At 45.8% G+C, this 15,630-nt stretch carries 14 protein-coding genes; 7 read left to right on the forward strand and 7 right to left on the reverse strand.

All coding sequences use genetic code 11. From position 1 onward, the window contains the following. The first annotated feature begins 15 nt into the window (after positions 1-15). From OCV11_RS05290 to OCV11_RS05310, 5 genes are read left to right on the forward strand one after another with little or no spacing between them, the layout of a single operon-like run. A complete protein-coding gene (locus tag OCV11_RS05290; RefSeq protein WP_261895455.1) occupies positions 16-2,061 on the forward strand; it encodes a HAMP domain-containing methyl-accepting chemotaxis protein in 2,046 nt (681 codons plus the stop codon). Between the two features lie 18 nt (positions 2,062-2,079). Beyond that, the gene (locus tag OCV11_RS05295) at positions 2,080-2,622 is read left to right on the forward strand and encodes a chemotaxis protein CheW (protein WP_261895457.1); all 543 of its coding nucleotides are present in this window, start codon (positions 2,080-2,082) and stop codon (positions 2,620-2,622) included. Between the two features lie 12 nt (positions 2,623-2,634). Next, positions 2,635-3,477 carry a CheR family methyltransferase gene (locus tag OCV11_RS05300; protein ID WP_261895458.1) on the forward strand — a complete coding sequence of 281 codons (843 nt, stop codon included), beginning with the start codon at positions 2,635-2,637 and terminating at the stop codon, positions 3,475-3,477. 7 nt (positions 3,478-3,484) lie between these two features. Then, complete coding sequence (locus tag OCV11_RS05305; protein ID WP_261895459.1) at positions 3,485-4,555, forward strand: protein-glutamate methylesterase/protein-glutamine glutaminase; 1,071 nt, start codon at positions 3,485-3,487, stop codon at positions 4,553-4,555. Then, entirely contained in the window at positions 4,552-5,076 is a 525-nt protein-coding gene (locus OCV11_RS05310) for a chemotaxis protein CheD (RefSeq protein ID WP_261895461.1), read from the forward strand. The genes OCV11_RS05305 and OCV11_RS05310 overlap by 4 nt, the downstream gene beginning before the upstream one ends. Before the next feature lie 56 nt (positions 5,077-5,132). Here the strand turns inward: OCV11_RS05310 and OCV11_RS05315 are convergent, their stop codons facing one another. The 4 genes from OCV11_RS05315 to OCV11_RS05330 form a co-directional block, all read right to left on the reverse strand. Beyond that, positions 5,133-6,611, reverse strand: a complete 1,479-nt coding sequence (locus OCV11_RS05315; protein WP_261895463.1) for a sensor histidine kinase — start codon at positions 6,609-6,611, stop codon at positions 5,133-5,135. A 29-nt stretch (positions 6,612-6,640) separates the two neighbouring features. Continuing rightward, positions 6,641-7,312, reverse strand: a complete 672-nt coding sequence (locus tag OCV11_RS05320) for a response regulator transcription factor (RefSeq protein ID WP_261895464.1) — start codon at positions 7,310-7,312, stop codon at positions 6,641-6,643. Positions 7,313-7,457: 145 nt separating this feature from the next. Continuing rightward, positions 7,458-8,168 (reverse strand): hypothetical protein, encoded by a 711-nt coding sequence (locus OCV11_RS05325; RefSeq protein ID WP_261895465.1) that lies wholly within the window; start codon positions 8,166-8,168, stop codon positions 7,458-7,460. A 133-nt stretch (positions 8,169-8,301) separates the two neighbouring features. Further along, positions 8,302-9,894 (reverse strand): phosphoethanolamine transferase, encoded by a 1,593-nt coding sequence (locus OCV11_RS05330; RefSeq protein ID WP_261896231.1) that lies wholly within the window; start codon positions 9,892-9,894, stop codon positions 8,302-8,304. Between the two features lie 303 nt (positions 9,895-10,197). On the opposite strand from OCV11_RS05330, the gene OCV11_RS05335 reads away from it, so the two are divergent. After that, entirely contained in the window at positions 10,198-12,570 is a 2,373-nt protein-coding gene (locus OCV11_RS05335; protein ID WP_261895467.1) for a methyl-accepting chemotaxis protein, read from the forward strand. Positions 12,571-12,687: 117 nt separating this feature from the next. On the opposite strand, the gene OCV11_RS05340 is transcribed toward OCV11_RS05335, so the two are convergent. The 3 genes from OCV11_RS05340 to OCV11_RS05350 all read right to left on the reverse strand — a co-directional run bounded on the left by OCV11_RS05340 (position 12,688) and on the right by OCV11_RS05350 (position 14,909). Next, positions 12,688-13,884 carry a glycosyltransferase family 9 protein gene (locus OCV11_RS05340; protein WP_261895468.1) on the reverse strand — a complete coding sequence of 399 codons (1,197 nt, stop codon included), beginning with the start codon at positions 13,882-13,884 and terminating at the stop codon, positions 12,688-12,690. Between the two features lie 135 nt (positions 13,885-14,019). Continuing rightward, complete coding sequence (locus OCV11_RS05345) at positions 14,020-14,517, reverse strand: TIGR00645 family protein (RefSeq protein ID WP_261895470.1); 498 nt, start codon at positions 14,515-14,517, stop codon at positions 14,020-14,022. 191 nt (positions 14,518-14,708) lie between these two features. Then, the gene (locus OCV11_RS05350) at positions 14,709-14,909 is read right to left on the reverse strand and encodes a YegP family protein (RefSeq protein WP_261895472.1); all 201 of its coding nucleotides are present in this window, start codon (positions 14,907-14,909) and stop codon (positions 14,709-14,711) included. Between the two features lie 284 nt (positions 14,910-15,193). On the opposite strand from OCV11_RS05350, the gene OCV11_RS05355 reads away from it, so the two are divergent. Beyond that, entirely contained in the window at positions 15,194-15,529 is a 336-nt protein-coding gene (locus tag OCV11_RS05355; RefSeq protein ID WP_261895473.1) for a hypothetical protein, read from the forward strand. Positions 15,530-15,630: the final 101 nt, after the last annotated feature.

Below are 15,630 nucleotides of genomic sequence, written 5' to 3' on the forward strand. Positions count from 1 at the left end.
ATTTAGGGATTAAATATGAATCGCATCACATTGAAGGCCTTGATTCTCAGTGCATTTGGTCTGCTCTTGATCACGCTGGGGATTACTAACTTTTTAGGAATAAACTCGCTATCTGACATCAATCATCGATTGGACTTCATCGCTGATGTCACGTCGGAAAAGGTCAAGTTGACTGCACGCATACGCCAAGATTTGCTGTTTATCAGCCGCGCGGAGAAAAACATTATTTTGTCCTCAGACATCGCTGATATGACAAATTATGAGAAAGGGGTACAAGAAGTTGCCAAGTCGTTAAAAGACAAAATGAACAAGCTCAGTGAGCTATCGACTCCTGAAGAAAAGCGCGCATTAGAGGAATTCAATAAAGTTTGGCAAGATTTTTCGGCCATCAATGCGGAAGTGCTGTCGCTCGCCAAGTTAAATTCCAATACCATCGCCAGTGAATTAAGCCAAAAAGAGGCGCAACATGCGATAGATATTGCGCGTGAATCATTGGATAAACTGATTGATTCCTATAAAGCGACGGCAGAACGCGCCGTATCTATCGAGCAATTACGTAATGCCACGCATATTTTGACTTTGGCTGAAGAGATCAAAGTACGCCTTATCGAGATTCAAAAGGCGGAAAAAAATATCATTTTAAGCGACTCAGATGCAGAGATGCACAGATTTATGGCTGATAGCGACAAGCTAAAGCAGCAAACCAACGAATTAAATGAGCAGCTCAATCGTCAATTGTCGGTGGAAGACCGTTCATTACTGCGTGCTTATACGCAAGAGTATGAACATTATCTCTCCATCAACCAAAAAATCATTGAAACCAGTCTAGAAAATGGTAACGCAAGAGCGTTTCGTCTTTCAGTGGAAAAAGGTCGCCCATTGCTCGAAAAAGGAGAATCACTCCTGGCCAGTATTGTGCAAATTAACGATGAATCGTTAACACAAGGCATGGTAGAAAGTGACCGGTTATATGACAGTGCCAGATTACAACTGCTGCTGGCTTTGGCAGTGGCGATTGTTATCGCGATTATTATCTCTTGGGTGGTTCTGAGTCGTATTAATTTGGTCAGTGCCATTACTGCTCGGATTGGCGGTGGTGACCTAACCGCTGAGTTTGACCCTAATGCCAGCGATGCCGATATTTACGGCGTGCTACGTGGTATGAACAAAAACTTGCGCGAGATTGTTTCCGAGATTATTCAAGCAGCAAGTAACGTTGCCGCGGGGAGCACTCAATCCAGTGCCACGGGTCAACAGATAGCGCAAGGGGCAACGGAGCAAGCTGCGTCATTAGAAGAGATCTCCTCTTCGATGGAAGAGATGGCGTCGAATATTGCTCACAGTGCAGATAATGCGCAGCAAACCGAGCAGATCGCGCGCAAAGCGTCGCTTGATGCAGAGTCAACAGGTAAAGCGGTGAAAGAAGCCGTATCGGCGATGAAGGATATCGCAGACAAGATTGGCATCATTGAAGAGATTTCCCGTCAAACTAACTTGCTAGCGCTCAACGCTGCGATTGAAGCTGCTCGTGCGGGTGAACATGGTAAAGGGTTTACGGTGGTGGCAGCAGAAGTGCGCAAATTAGCTGAGCGTAGTCAAAAAGCGGCAGCGGAAATTGTTACGCTGGCGAAAGGCAGTTTGGATGTCTCTGAGCAAGCGGGCGATATGCTGTCACAGTTGCTGCCTAATATTCAAAAAACCTCAGATCTGGTTCAAGAGATCAGTGCATCGGCGCGCGAACAAGATGCGGGCGCAGCCGAGATCAATAAGGCTCTGCAACAGCTTGATCAAGTGGTGCAGCAATCGGCAGCCGCAGCAGAAGAGATGGCTTCCACGTCAGAGGAGCTCTCTGCTCAGGCTGACCAGCTCAATAGTACAGTGTTGTTCTTTAAACTCAGTAATAACGTTGGTTCTGATCATCGCAACACTAAACGCAGTGCACCGAAAAAAACCGCGAAACCGACTAAGCCAATGGCTGCTCCAAAGCGCAAAGAGAGTGTTAGCGAGTCGGGAATTGATATCCAACTGGATGATGATAAGTCGGAATTCATTCGTTACTAATGTGCAGAGGATAGGGTAATGGCAGTCAGTAAAGAGTCAGCAATGACCGAGACCCATCTTACGGATAAAGAGGCAGGGCAAGTGCAACAACTGTTGACCTTTTTGCTCGATAACGAAGTCTACGGTGCCGATATCAGTCAGATTCAAGAAGTGTTGGAGTATCGCAAAGTCACCAAAGTCCCACGTACTCCGGCGTTTATGTTAGGGGTGATCAATCTGCGGGGCAAAGTGGTTCCCGTGATCGATTTGCGCCGCCTGTTTGCGATGGCTGTGATTGAAAATACCGTTAACACCTGCATTGTGATTGTCGATGTGATGTTAGATGGCGAGGATATTGCGATTGGCATTTTGGCCGACGCGGTGAAAGAGGTGATTGAGCTCACTCAAGCCGATATTTGTGCGCCACCAAGATTGGGGCATCGAATTGATACCCGCTTTATTAGTGGGGTGGGTAAAAAAGAGGATGAGTTTGTCATCATTCTCGATTTGGGGCGAGTGATTGGCGATGAAGAGCTGCATGAACTGGTGCAAAGTACCCATGAATTTGATGCAGGCCGCTAAGGATAGATAACGGTGGAGTGGGCAGCCAGTGATGATACGCTAAGTCAGGCCGACCGTTTGCGGGTCGCGCAGTTTGTCGATCAAATCGCCGGTATTCAGCTGCCTGAATCAAAAAAGGTGCTGATAGAAACGCGTTTACGCAAGCGGCAAAAAGCGCTGGGTTACGGGTCACTCAAAGAGTATGTCGATGATGTATTAACTCATCGTAGTAGTGAATTTGAGCTGACTCATTTTCTCGATGCGCTTACGACCAACAAAACGGGCTTCTACCGAGAAGCGGAGCATTTCGAGTTTCTGGTGAGTTACATCGTCAAGCATAGGATGACGCAGGCAAGCCCATATCGAGTTTGGAGTGCGGGTTGTTCCTCAGGTGAAGAGCCTTATACCCTCGCGATTGAGCTATCAGAGTTAGCGGGAAAATTGCCCCATTTCACATCCGAAATTACCGCCACTGACATTTCTGTCTCTTGTTTGGCTGTGGCCAAGAAAGCCATTTACAGCCACGACAAAATTGAAATGATGCCGATGGAGAAAAGGCGTAGGCACTTGTTGCGCGCCAAAAATAAAACAGACCCCCGTATTATGATTGCGCCTGAGACTGCCAGTCATGTGGCATTTAGTGAGTTCAATTTAAAAACCGGTGATTACACCGCCTTTAAGCAGCAATTTAGTGCCATATTTTGTCGTAATGTCATGATTTATTTTAGTAATACTGACAGACAAACCCTCACAGATCGTTTCGCTGCTAGCCTTAAAGAGGGGGGGCTACTGTTTATTGGTCACTCGGAATCACTGATGGATCAACATAATCGATTTGAACGACTCGTTCCGACGATATATCGCAAAAGAGGATAATCCCTAAATGATTAAGGTGATGATCATTGATGATTCAGCGCTCGTTAGGCAGGCGCTACAAGAGGTTCTAAGTAAAGATGAACAACTTGAAGTGATCGCAACAGCGCAAGACCCTTACATCGCTGTGGAAAAAATGAAAAAGCAAGTTCCTGATGTGATTGTGCTCGATATCGAAATGCCCAAGATGGATGGCGTGACCTTTTTAACCAAATTGATGAGTCAGCATCCTATCCCTGTGGTGATTTGCTCTTCGCTGGTGGGTAATGGGTCACCCATGTTTATCAAAGCGTTGGAAGCTGGCGCGGTGGATATTATTCAAAAGCCGCAGTCGGGAACGAAGCAATTTATCCATGATTCGGGCTTGATGATTTGTGATACGGTCAAAGCGGCTGCCCAAGCGAGGCTCAATAAAACGAGAAGTATTTCGCGCCCGGAGAAGAAAAATACCGCCGATGCGGTGCTGGCACCGGGTAGTGACCGAAAAGCCTTAGCCGAAACCACTGACAAAATCATTTTAATTGGCGCATCGACAGGTGGCACCGAAGCGATTCGTGAAGTATTGGAGCGCATGCCACTTGGATGTCCTGGGATCGTTATTGTGCAGCATATGCCTGAAGGCTTTACCAAATCTTTTGCCACCCGATTAGATTCGTTATGCCAAATTTCGGTGAAAGAGGCAGAAAATGGCGATTCGGTGCTCAATGGTCGCGCCTTAATTGCCCCGGGCAACAAACACACCTTAATTAAGCGCAACGGCGCGAGATATTATGTCGAGGTTCGTGATGGCCCGCTGGTCTCGCGCCATCGTCCATCGGTTGATGTGCTGTTTCGTTCGGGCGCTAAATATGCAGGAAGAAATGCGGTGGCCACACTGCTCACTGGCATGGGGGATGATGGCGCGAATGGCATGGTTGAACTCAAAGAAGCGGGAGCTTGGACTTGCGCTCAAGATGAGGCGACCAGTGTGGTCTATGGTATGCCCAAAGAGGCATTTGTGCGTGGTGGCACTGACAAACAGTTGCCGCTGACCAAAATAGCAGACGAGTTGCTCAAGGCAACGCGACTTAATCTGATATGAAAAAAAGAGTGATTCTGCATGCTGGCGACTATTTCTTTGGCACTGCTCGTCATGAAGTCGCCACCTTGCTGGGATCATGTGTTTCGGTAACCTTGTGGCATCCCCAATTGAAAATTGGCGGTATGTGTCACTTCGCGCTGCCGGAAAATCATTTCATCAATCCACGCTTTAATCCACGCTTTGCCGATGACTGCTATCAGCTGTTTCAACGTTCAGCGGCAAAACATAATACGCATTTAGAAGAATACCAAGCGAAGATTTTTGGTGGTGGCAATATGTATGAAAAAATGCCACAAGCGCGCAATATCCTCTCCTCGGTAGAACGCCTGCCCGTTGGCGAAAAGAATGTGATGTCAGCGGTGTCGTTTGTTACTCAGGCCAATATTCCCTTACTTGTGGCGCATGTGGGCGAGTTTGGTTATCGCAATATCATCTTTGATATTGAAACGGGCGATGTGTGGGTGCGTTTTACCCCCATCCATCGTCAAGGAGACCAATCCAGCTTGTCTGGTGGTTTCTAAACATTCTTTTCCTTTGACGCAATCTCTCATAGCCACAATCATCGCCAGTTAGAGCGTTATAGCGGCCTGTTGGCGACTTTCCCAAGCATCACGGTTACCGAAAAACAGTGGTTAGCTTGTTGAGCAAAACTCAATGTGTAGTGGCATTGCTGGCAAAGGTTATTCACGATCGATAAGCCCAAACCAAAACGCTGGTTACTGGTACGTGAACTGTCCACCTGATAGAGCGGTTGAGTGATGTTAGTGAGCTGATCTTCGGTCAATTTCACATGATGGGGATTGGTGACCCTAAGAAAAGCACGCTGACCTTCTTGATACCACAACACCTCAACCTCGCTCTCTGCTGGGCTGTAAAACAGCGCGTTATCGAGTAGGTTGGTTAAGATGGTTTCCATCACAAAACTGTCTGCGACGATCCGTTCCATGGCCTGATAATGCACTTTTAGCCGTTGTTGCAATTGGGGGTATTTAAACTGCAGCGCCAACTGCACGCGATTGGTGAGGTCGGCAAGACAAATCGGCTCTTGCGTTAAGGTTAACGATGGGGATGAGGCGCGTTGCAGCAGCAATAAGTTCTCCACAATCGCTTTCATTCGCTGCGCAATGTGCAGAATATCGTCGGGGTAGGTTTTACTGATGCGCTCATCGTCTGGGTAGAGCAAATGGATTTCACTCAGCGCTAAAATCTCCGCGATGGGAGTTTTTAACTCATGGGCGATGTCGCTGGTAATGCGCTTTTCATTGGCAACCAATTGGCTGTTTGCATCAATGAACGCATTAAGCTCATTGCGAATCGGCTCTATCTCTTTCACCGGTCTGGCCGGTTGGACAAAATGCGAAACGTATGCGCCGCTTTGTTTTAATTCACTAAACTGTTTTAGCTCTTCATTGAGTTTAACCAAGGGAGCTAGCCCTTTTAAAATCAGCAGATTAGTGATGTAACGAACCAAAGCCATGGCAATTAAAAAGCTGCTCACCAGTAAGATATCGACAATCCATAACACATCAAGAGAGTGGGCCGATTCATACACAGTTAAGTGCAGTGGCTTGGTGCCAGTTGGCGCGTTTTTGGGCAAAAAGGTTGAAATGAGCGCTCGGCCTTCTTCACCGTTAGGCATGGTGATCGGAAATACGCGGTCTTTACCCACTGGCAGCGTTGAGCGAATCAGGTTGCGGTCGGGAAAACGCTTTAAATTCTCGGAGCGAATCAGCGTGTTGTCTTCTTGCCACAGTTGGAAAAACTGTGGGTGCTTCTCTTTTTGATATTGCGGCATCACCTGCTTATCAAAGCTCATCACCAACTGCCCATCTTCTAGGGTCACTTGTGATTTAAGATAATTGGCGCGGTTAACCATAGCGGCATCAAACTGCTCTTCAACCCAGTGATCCATTCCGGTATCGACAGAAAGAAACACCACCAACAAAATGGCACCAAAAATCAGCGATACGGAGTTCACCAAATTGCTTTGGATTGATGCCATGGAGTTTTGATACCGTTTACCAATATAGGGCAGAGAGCTGATGAATCGTCGCACAGAGGGTTCCTAAGCTAAAGGGGTCGAGTTTACTGGCTGATGGTGTAACCAAATCCGCGTTTATTTTGGATCGGCAATTGACCATCGACGGCGCGAATTTTTCGGCGAATCGCGCTGATATGCACCTCAATGGCGTTTTTGGACAAATAGTCATAATGACCCACCACCGCCTCACTGATGCTTTCTAAGCTGACCACACGGTTGGGCTTGCTAAATAAACATTCCACGATTTTAAATTCATTGGGAGTGAGCTCAATCGGTTGATTTTGATAGGTGAAAGCGCGTGATGCGAGATTGAGCCTAAAATCACCGACGCTTAAGCTGTCGTCACTGTTTTCTAAACCACCGCGGCGCATCAAGGTGAGAATGCGGGCGTGTAACTCATCAAATGAGAACGGTTTAGTGAGATAGTCATCAGCACCTTTGAGTAATCCGTTGACTCGGTCTTGCGTTTGGTTTTTGGCCGACAGTATCAGCACCCGAGCGGTGTTGTTTTTACTGCGCAGAGTTTGTAGCAATTCCATTCCATCTAGGTTAGGCAACATGAGATCTAAAATGATCACATCGTAACTGTTTTGCAGCGCCATACTGAGTCCAATCGCGCCATCTCCGGTTTCATCGGTGGCAAAACCGAGGTGATTTAACCCCACCACTAAACTGCGACGTAATATTTCTGAATCTTCAATAATTAATATTTTCATAATGGATGTAATGCTAAGTGCCTATCGGCTTAATAATAATGTGAACATTTTGCTTGTCCACTCGTTGTCTTATTAGTCAGTGCCGAGGAAATAAAGTTTCGCCGCTGGTGGAGCAAAGTGATGGCAGTAAAAATGCGAAGCATGTTTAAAACGGCCAAGACTGCGCAAGTGACAGCGTGGTGTTTACCACCACATTCTCTAAGCTCTTATTTTGGATAAATAATAACTCAAGTGAGTGCACTGAAGGTAAATACCATAACTGAATGACCAAGCAGAGAAAAGCGCCGCTACTGAGCATTCTCGCTTTGGTCACTGACAGTGAGTGGTTTTGGCAGGATTGCCATAATGCATTAAATAATAGGGATAAAAAATAGGCCGCAAGCGTTACGCTCAGTAGCATTAAGCACAGGTATTTGTACTGATGGAGCTTGAGTGGTGATTGAAAAATAAACTCCATTGCCGATTTAATAAGAGCAAAAGTTGGCCGATGTTCAAAATGAGTAATAAAAAATGGCGTCACCATTTCACCGAGTATCGTAATCAGTGTGATGGTTAATAAATAGAGTTTCAATAACGGTTTAAAGCGACACTGTGTGTGCGTAAAGAGAGTGATATTTTCTAGCACGGCCACTGGTATAAAGAGCACGCTGAGGGTAATTAAATCTATGGCGAATCCGTAGCAACTAATATCTGGTAAATCGACGTCGCCAAATAATAACCGGCTATCCCAAATCGTAAAAAAGAGCCTTGCTAGGGTAAGCCCGAGCAAATTGATTAGGGCAAAGGTAAACCATACCGGCACCAATGAAAGTGGCTTGGCGTTAGCAACGGTTCGATTAAGATGCCACGGTGTCATAAGGAGACTCAATAATAGCTAAGGCTCCTTTCATTTAGGCGAAAGGAAAACCTAAGTGAAAGGAGCGCAACGGATGATCAATTAATGCAAGCCAGCGACTGACAAACAACTCGTCTTTATTACGATTGCGGAATCAGGAGAGCTGTTTGCAATTGTGTGTAATATCTAACTGCTCATTATCCACTGTAGTTGAAATTCCATATAAGCCCAGCAACGTGTGGAACAGGTTGTCATGAGATAGCGAGTCCTTTTGTGCGACTTGTTGTAGACATTGAATATTTAAATGTTTTTGCTCGGCGTACTGTTTTGGCATCCACAATAGCCAAGGCACGTGAGTTTGCTCTTTCGGTGCAATCGAATAAGGCGTTCCGTGTAAATACAGACCATTCTCTCCTAACGATTCACCATGATCAGAAATATAGGTCATCACCACGTTATAACGATCAGACAGGTCTTTCAGTTCGGTAATCACTTGCGACAAAACAAAGTCGGTATAGACCAAAGTGTTGTCATAAACGTTCTTAATCTCTTGGTCGCTACAGTTTTCAATATCACTGCGATTGCACGCTGGTTGGAACGGGGCGTGTGCGGTTGGATAACGCTGAAAATAGGTTGGCCCGTGGCTACCGATGGTATGCAGCACTAACACTTTGTTTTGCTCATCCTGATTAATAAAGGTTTGCGCTTTTTTCAGCATCACCTCGTCAAAGCAGGTGCTGCCATTGCAATCACGGTCTTTTAGGGCGTTATTGATCGATTGATGCGGTAAGTTATCAGCCACCCCTTTTGAACCTCCATCGTTATCGATCCACAGCACTTTCACTCCGGCATGTTGCATGACATTCAGGACGTTATCTTGAGTCGCTGCACGTTCTTTATTGTAATCAGTGCGATTCATGTTGGAGAACATGCATGGCACGGAAAGCGCAGTGTAAGTGCCGCAAGAACTCACATGCTGAAATGAGATCAAGCCTTGCGACTGGGTATAGGGTTGGGTATTACGACCATAGCCATTGTCACTAAAGTTCATAGCGCGTGCGGTTTCACCGAGTACGATCACCATCAAGGTTGGTTTGCCATTGCTGGTGGCTGTTACTTTGGCATCTGTGCCCTGTGTCTCATAAGGCAGTGTTTTTGTGAAATAGAGCTTATCTAAGTAGCGAACACCACTGTAGATATGTCCCGGAATGATCATACGGTTGAGGTATTTATTGTTGCGACCCACCGAGGCATAGTTCTTGTACTGAGTAGCGGCAACAAGCGAAAGACCGCACGCAGCAATAACCACTAAACTTACTCGAGATAGCGCGGCGACTTTCCATGAGCGCTGCGGCTTAATTTTTACCAGCAGCAGTAATAGGGTTGGGATTAAGCCAAAACCAATGAGGTAAAGTGTTGAGGCCGCATTGGTATAGAACGAAATTTCTGAGCTGTTGGTCTCAAATACACTTTCCATCATGCTCATATCAAACAAAGTATGGAAATTGACCTCGGCATACAGCGCCGCCGCGGAGGAGATCAGCACCAAGGCCATAAAGGGCTTAAATACATAGCGCCAGGCCACGAATGAAAAAATAATCGTGAACGCACAAATCAAGAGTAGCGGTGCTGAGTAGAAAAACAGCGAATCTTGCACGTTTTGACTAAGGCCATAGAGAGTATGGAGAACGGGATAGTTCATGACCGTACCGAAATAGAGCGCGCACACGACAATCAAAGTCGGCATTGTCAGAGAAATACGAGGTAAATTCAGTTTCATATGTATTGAGAGCCTTACAACGAAGATGCTCACATGATGAGACGTAAAACTTAAGGTTTACTTAGGACAACGATGGAGAAAAAAATGTTTTAGAACAGAGGGCATTAGGGAAAGAGCGGACATTCAGCAACTTAAATAAAATTGTTTTGTTTATCAATAAGTAGTCTTAGTAGCAAAACATTGCTTATGCAAATTTTTCTTACTATACATAAAGTTGTTGTTTCACGTTGTTGTGTCATCTAGTTACTCAACAGGGTTGTGAAGGATTCTATGAAAATTAAAACCAAGCTTATTTTGGCCTGTTCTATCGTCACTATGCTGTTTGTGGCGATCAGCTGTATCTCTTTAGGCTATGTGATCTTAAATGAATCAGAAGCGGTTTTGAAAAAAGACGCAGAAGATAAACTGGTCGCCAGCCGCACGCAAATTGCCCATGAATTAAAACTCTATTTGCAGACTTTAGGATCTGAGGTGTCCACTATGGCACTTAGTCCTGCTGTAAAAAATGCGATGGAGCAGTTTGCTACCACGTTTAAGCAGCAATCAACGCCAACCGCAGATTACCCTGAACTACAGCGCTACTATCAAAACGATTTCACGAGCAATTATCAGAAACAGAATACGAACGCCTCTGGTGTGCGTGAAACCGCGTTACAGACTCTCGCGAGGTTAGGTAACGATACGCGCTATTTTCAGCAGCAGTTTATTGGCCTTAACCCCGCACCATTAGGGCAAAAGGATGAGTTAGTCACGCCTAAAGAAGATACCCCTTATGCTCGTGTTCACACTCAGTATCATCAGCTTATGCAACAGTATCTAAAGTCCTATGGGTTGTATGATATTTTTCTGGTCGATGCGAGTACTGGGAAAATTGTGTATACCGTGTATAAAGAGCTTGATTTTGCCACCTCGTTGAAAGATGGGCCTTATGCTTCAACGCCGCTTGCGACCGCTTACAAAAAAGCGCTCACTCTCACCAATAAAGACAGCTCATATATCACCGATTTTGATCACTATTTCCCATCGTATAACGCAGAAGCAGGATTTATAGCCTCTCCTATCGAAGATCCACAAGGGAATACCATTGGGGTGTTAGTGTTCCAAATCCCCGTCAATAAAATCAATGAGATCATGACGCACAATAAACTCTGGAAAGAGTCTGGTTTTGGTGAGTCTGGCGAAACGTATCTGGTGGGTAAAGATAAACTGATGCGCTCTGATGGCCGCTTTTTAATTGATGATAAGGCGGGCTATTTGCAAGCCATTAAGGATGCGGGAGTGAATCCAGCGACCATCGCTAACATAGATGCGCAAAACACCACCATGGGGTTACAGCCTGTCGATACCATCGGGGTGCAGCGTGCGCTGGCGGGGCAAGTCGGGTTTGATATTTTCCCTGATTATCGCGGCGTTTTAGTTTACTCCGCTTATCAACCGCTTGATATCGATGGCATTCACTGGGCGCTGCTCAGTGAGATTGATGAATCAGAAGCGATGAAGATGCTAGGTGTGATTCGCAGCCACATTACCACTGCTTTGATTGCATTGTTGGTGATGTCCAGCGTGATCAGCTGTTTAATCATCTGGTTTATTGCTAGCCGATTGGTCAAACCGATTGCGAAGATGCAAGAGACAGTGAACTCGCTCTCTTCTGGTGATGGTGACTTAACGATTCGTTTGCCTGTTTCCGGAAAAGATGAAATCGCGCAATTGGCGATGGGCATGAATGAATTTATTGGATTCTTGGATGATACCTTTTCAAAATTGTTGGGTTCTATTGTCCGGATGCAACCCATCTCTGAAGATGTGAAAGACATCAATACCTCGCTTAATAAGAATTCGATGGGCACTAAACATCAGTATGAGAGTGTGCAAAGTAAATTGGATTTTGTGATGGAGCACAGCAGTTCGGTTAATAGTACCCTGCAAAGCATCAAAGCCACGGCCTCTGAAGCGGTGGAAAAGGTGACCGCTGGCCGTTCAACAGTGCGGGCTACATCAACTGAAATGACGACGCTGAGCAATGAAATTAACGAAGCGAGCAGCGCGGTTGAAAAACTCAAGACTGACTCCAACGAAATTGTTCGAGTTGTTGAGGTCATTAACAGCATTGCCGAGCAAACCAACTTATTGGCACTCAATGCGGCTATTGAAGCGGCACGTGCCGGAGAAGCGGGGCGTGGCTTTGCTGTGGTGGCGGATGAAGTGCGTGCGTTGGCCAGCCGTACCCAAGCGTCGACCAATGAAGTGGCGGCGATTGTCGATGCCATCAGTGCGAGTACAGTACGTGTTGAGCGCGTAATGGATGATGGTTTACGTTCAACCCAAGCCTGTACCACACGGGTGCAAGAAACCCAGGTAAGTTGGGAAGAGATTGAACACGTTATGCTGGCGATTGATGAACATGTGACGTCGATTACCCACTCCATCGCAGAGCAGGTGGCTGAGCTCAATAGCCTGAGCCAAAACTTCCAAGTGATGGATGATAACTTCTCTGAAACGCAGAAATCGATTGAGATGTGTAACCGAGTGAGTGAAGACATCACTAAAATGGGACAACAGTTACGCTCGCTGACCGAGCAATTTGATGTGACCAACAGTGATCATTCCAACAAGAGACGTAATAAGTTCCGCGTTGAATAGATTTGTACCCAAGTCACTTAGCAATACCCATAAAAGCCACAGGCCGCATTTCGATGTGGCCTGTGGCTTTTATAGTTTTAGCTACCAAAGGATAACATAAAGTTCCTGCTGTTTAGCTTAAAGTGCTAATCGAGCGGTTTCAATCGCGGGCGTTTCAAGCTGGTTTGGCTGTGATGACACACTGCGGTTAACCAAGGCTAGTGGTAATTCTGTCTCTTGATTACTCACAAGTGACTTGCCAAGTAGAGTTTGCCAAACGTTAGTCGCATCGAACTGCTCGATATCGGTAATGTATTGCGCCTTATCGCCCAACATGCCGTAGACGGTGGGATCGGTATGAGTGAACAGACCAATGCAAGGCGTATTGACTGCATCGGCTAAATGGAGCGGTCCTGTGTCGCAGCTGATAAACCCATCGAGATGGTGTAGAAACCCTGCCAACTCTCTTAAATCGGCGCAGTGACAACTTAAGTGATTAGGCGTAAAGCCTTGCTTCATTCCAGGGCCAAGAATTTCAATCCACACGACCGGATAAGGGCTGGCTTGAGTCAACGTGTCTATAGAGTTTTGCCATTGCTTATCGCTTAACTGTTTAGCGCCGCGTGCCTCACGGAAATAGCCAATACATAAGGTTTGTTCATCGGCAATCGCAAGGCGTGCTGCTTTGCCTTCAGCCAGTTCGTGTTGGGTTAAACGCAGCTGGTGGCAAGTTTGCGCAAGGGCAAGTGGGGCAATTTGAGGTATCAGGGCTAAACAACGCAGCGCTGCGTGTTGATAAAACGAAGGATTATTCAACGGATGCGTGAGCGCGTTACGATACCGTTCATGATCAAAGCCGATTTTATTGCGCGCGTTCAAGGCGCTGCACATCAACGCATCTTGCGCCGAGCCACAAGGCATAAAGCACAGGTCAAATTGAGTCTTGCGCAGAGTAACGATTGTCTTGAGTAGCTTACCTAATGAGCTGAAACGGAAGTGGCTTACAACAAAGTGATCAATAGCGAGGCCTTCTAACAGCGACGCTTGCCAATTCGCACACCCTATTAAGGTGATTTCAGCCTGCGGATAAACTTGCTTAACTTGATTGATAAAGGGAATTAAAAACAGGGTATTACCAACGCGCGCATTGTTACGCACTATCACAATACGTTGTACCTGCTGATGGTTAACCAACGTTTCTTGGGTGGCGCTGATGCGATTGAACAGAGCTAAGGGCAGACTCAGCCAGCGCGACATCACTTTTTTGCGTTGCTTATCAAATTGGCGCAAACGATTTTTAAACCTCAGATGATTCTCTTTTGTAATCCACATCATCGACAACCTCAATCTTCTTCTAGTGATTCTGAGTTTGAGATTACAAAGCAATATTTAAGATTTACTTAAGGTTTGCCAATGAAAGAGGTGAAAGGCGATAAAACAATTGGGCAGCGTTTACGCTGCCCAATGTGATTATTTGTGCTCTTTTTTGCTGATCTTATCGAGATAGCCCATGACAAAGGCTGAAGCAACAAAAGTCACATGCAGCAACAGATACCACTTAATCTTGTCGTTCGCGATATGCTGAGTGTTCATAAACACTTTGAGTAGATGAATTGATGAGATAGCAACAATCGATGCTGCGACCTTATTTTTCAACGAACCGGTGTCCATTTTTCCCAGCCAGCCGAGCTTGTCATTATGCTCATCGACATCGATTTTCGAGACAAAGTTTTCGTAACCAGAGAACATCACCATCACGATTAAGCCGCCCACTAAGGCGATATCAATCATGGATAAAGTGGTTAGCACCAAATCCACTTCTTCAATCGAGAAGATGTTGGGAATGATGTGACAAACTTCTTGGAAGAATTTCACCGCCAACGCGAGTAAAACAAAACTTAAGCCTAAATAAACAGGAGCCATAATCCAACGAGCAGAGTACAGCAATTTTTCAAAAAAACGTTCCATAACGTGGGCATCACACCTAGTTAACAAAAAGTAACGTAGCGGATTTTACACGGTTTTTTATCCGCTTTGCACTCTCTGTTATCAATTTGCGCCTGAAAGAGCGACGGCAAGGTCCGATAATCTAAAAAGTGACTATGTCGTCGCAACGATCGCTGACCAATTGGCCGATAGCAAGCGGTTGATTGAAGAGATTAGTGCGCTTCCGCTGTAGTGTGATCCACCACCTTGGCGGTTGAAGCATTGTCTTTGATTAAATTAATGCGGTTTTCTACGGCTTGTTTCGTTGGGTACATGACGCTTCGAGCAAATACATCACCATTTTTTGATACTAAGACGAAGTAGTACAAAGGTTCGGTAGGGCTGGGTTCCATACGAATTTCAAATCGCTGCATGAGAATGGTTCCTCTGTTGCTTGTGCCGGTGTGACACCATTGTCTAATATTCAAACCATAGCATAATAGTAGTGGGTTATTTCCCACTAGGGGCAGATTATTGTGAAGTTGCGATCCTTGAGAAATTATCAGCAAAATCTTAGTGGTAACGGCTAAAAAGAGCTTAAGTATCGTCGCTTAAAGCCGATAATTCTAAACAGCATGGTTATTGGATACGCGGTTAATCGGTTTCAGCGCTCAGTGAGTTTAAGCAACGGGGGCTAAACCAGATAGGAGAACCACAGATGAAAGGGTTAAGTCGAGTATTACTGGTTGGTGGAATGATGTTAAGCGGGATGATGGTGAGCGAAACGAGCATTGCGGCCAGCAGCTCAAACGGCTTATCGCTGGCGGATATGATCAGCCAACTGCCGACCAAGACGTTAGGGTCCGTATGTGGTTCGGGGCAAGAGTCCAGTGTGACTGGCGATCTCTGCTCGGCACAAGTGGATGCACTGCGTGATCAAGTGCTCAAACAAAATCCCGGCTTGAATGTGGAAAACATGAACAAGCAAGCGCAAACCGTGTTTGAAAACACGTTACAGCCGTTGATTTCAGCACTTTCGTCAGGCAATCAGTAATCCTGTCAACTCATCGCTTTTATCAACACCATTTATCACCAGCGTTTACTTAAAAAACAAGGGCCAATTAGGCCCTTGTTTGCTTTCACTTTGTAGGCCCG

Origin of the sequence: Vibrio porteresiae DSM 19223, assembly GCF_024347055.1 — a bacterium.
GTDB lineage: Bacteria > Pseudomonadota > Gammaproteobacteria > Enterobacterales > Vibrionaceae > Vibrio > Vibrio porteresiae.

Coding starts and splice junctions, on each gene's coding strand:
- OCV11_RS05290 (WP_261895455.1), top strand. CDS start 16: ATGAATCGCATCACATTGAAGGCCTTGATTCTCAGTGCATTTGGTCTG.
- OCV11_RS05295 (WP_261895457.1), top strand. CDS start 2,080: ATGGCAGTCAGTAAAGAGTCAGCAATGACCGAGACCCATCTTACGGAT.
- OCV11_RS05305 (WP_261895459.1), top strand. CDS start 3,485: ATGATTAAGGTGATGATCATTGATGATTCAGCGCTCGTTAGGCAGGCG.
- OCV11_RS05310 (WP_261895461.1), top strand. CDS start 4,552: ATGAAAAAAAGAGTGATTCTGCATGCTGGCGACTATTTCTTTGGCACT.
- OCV11_RS05320 (WP_261895464.1), bottom strand. CDS start 7,312: ATGAAAATATTAATTATTGAAGATTCAGAAATATTACGTCGCAGTTTA.
- OCV11_RS05325 (WP_261895465.1), bottom strand. CDS start 8,168: ATGACACCGTGGCATCTTAATCGAACCGTTGCTAACGCCAAGCCACTT.
- OCV11_RS05330 (WP_261896231.1), bottom strand. CDS start 9,894: ATGCCGACTTTGATTGTCGTGTGCGCGCTCTATTTCGGTACGGTCATG.
- OCV11_RS05335 (WP_261895467.1), top strand. CDS start 10,198: ATGAAAATTAAAACCAAGCTTATTTTGGCCTGTTCTATCGTCACTATG.
- OCV11_RS05340 (WP_261895468.1), bottom strand. CDS start 13,884: ATGATGTGGATTACAAAAGAGAATCATCTGAGGTTTAAAAATCGTTTG.
- OCV11_RS05345 (WP_261895470.1), bottom strand. CDS start 14,517: ATGGAACGTTTTTTTGAAAAATTGCTGTACTCTGCTCGTTGGATTATG.
- OCV11_RS05350 (WP_261895472.1), bottom strand. CDS start 14,909: ATGCAGCGATTTGAAATTCGTATGGAACCCAGCCCTACCGAACCTTTG.
- OCV11_RS05355 (WP_261895473.1), top strand. CDS start 15,194: ATGAAAGGGTTAAGTCGAGTATTACTGGTTGGTGGAATGATGTTAAGC.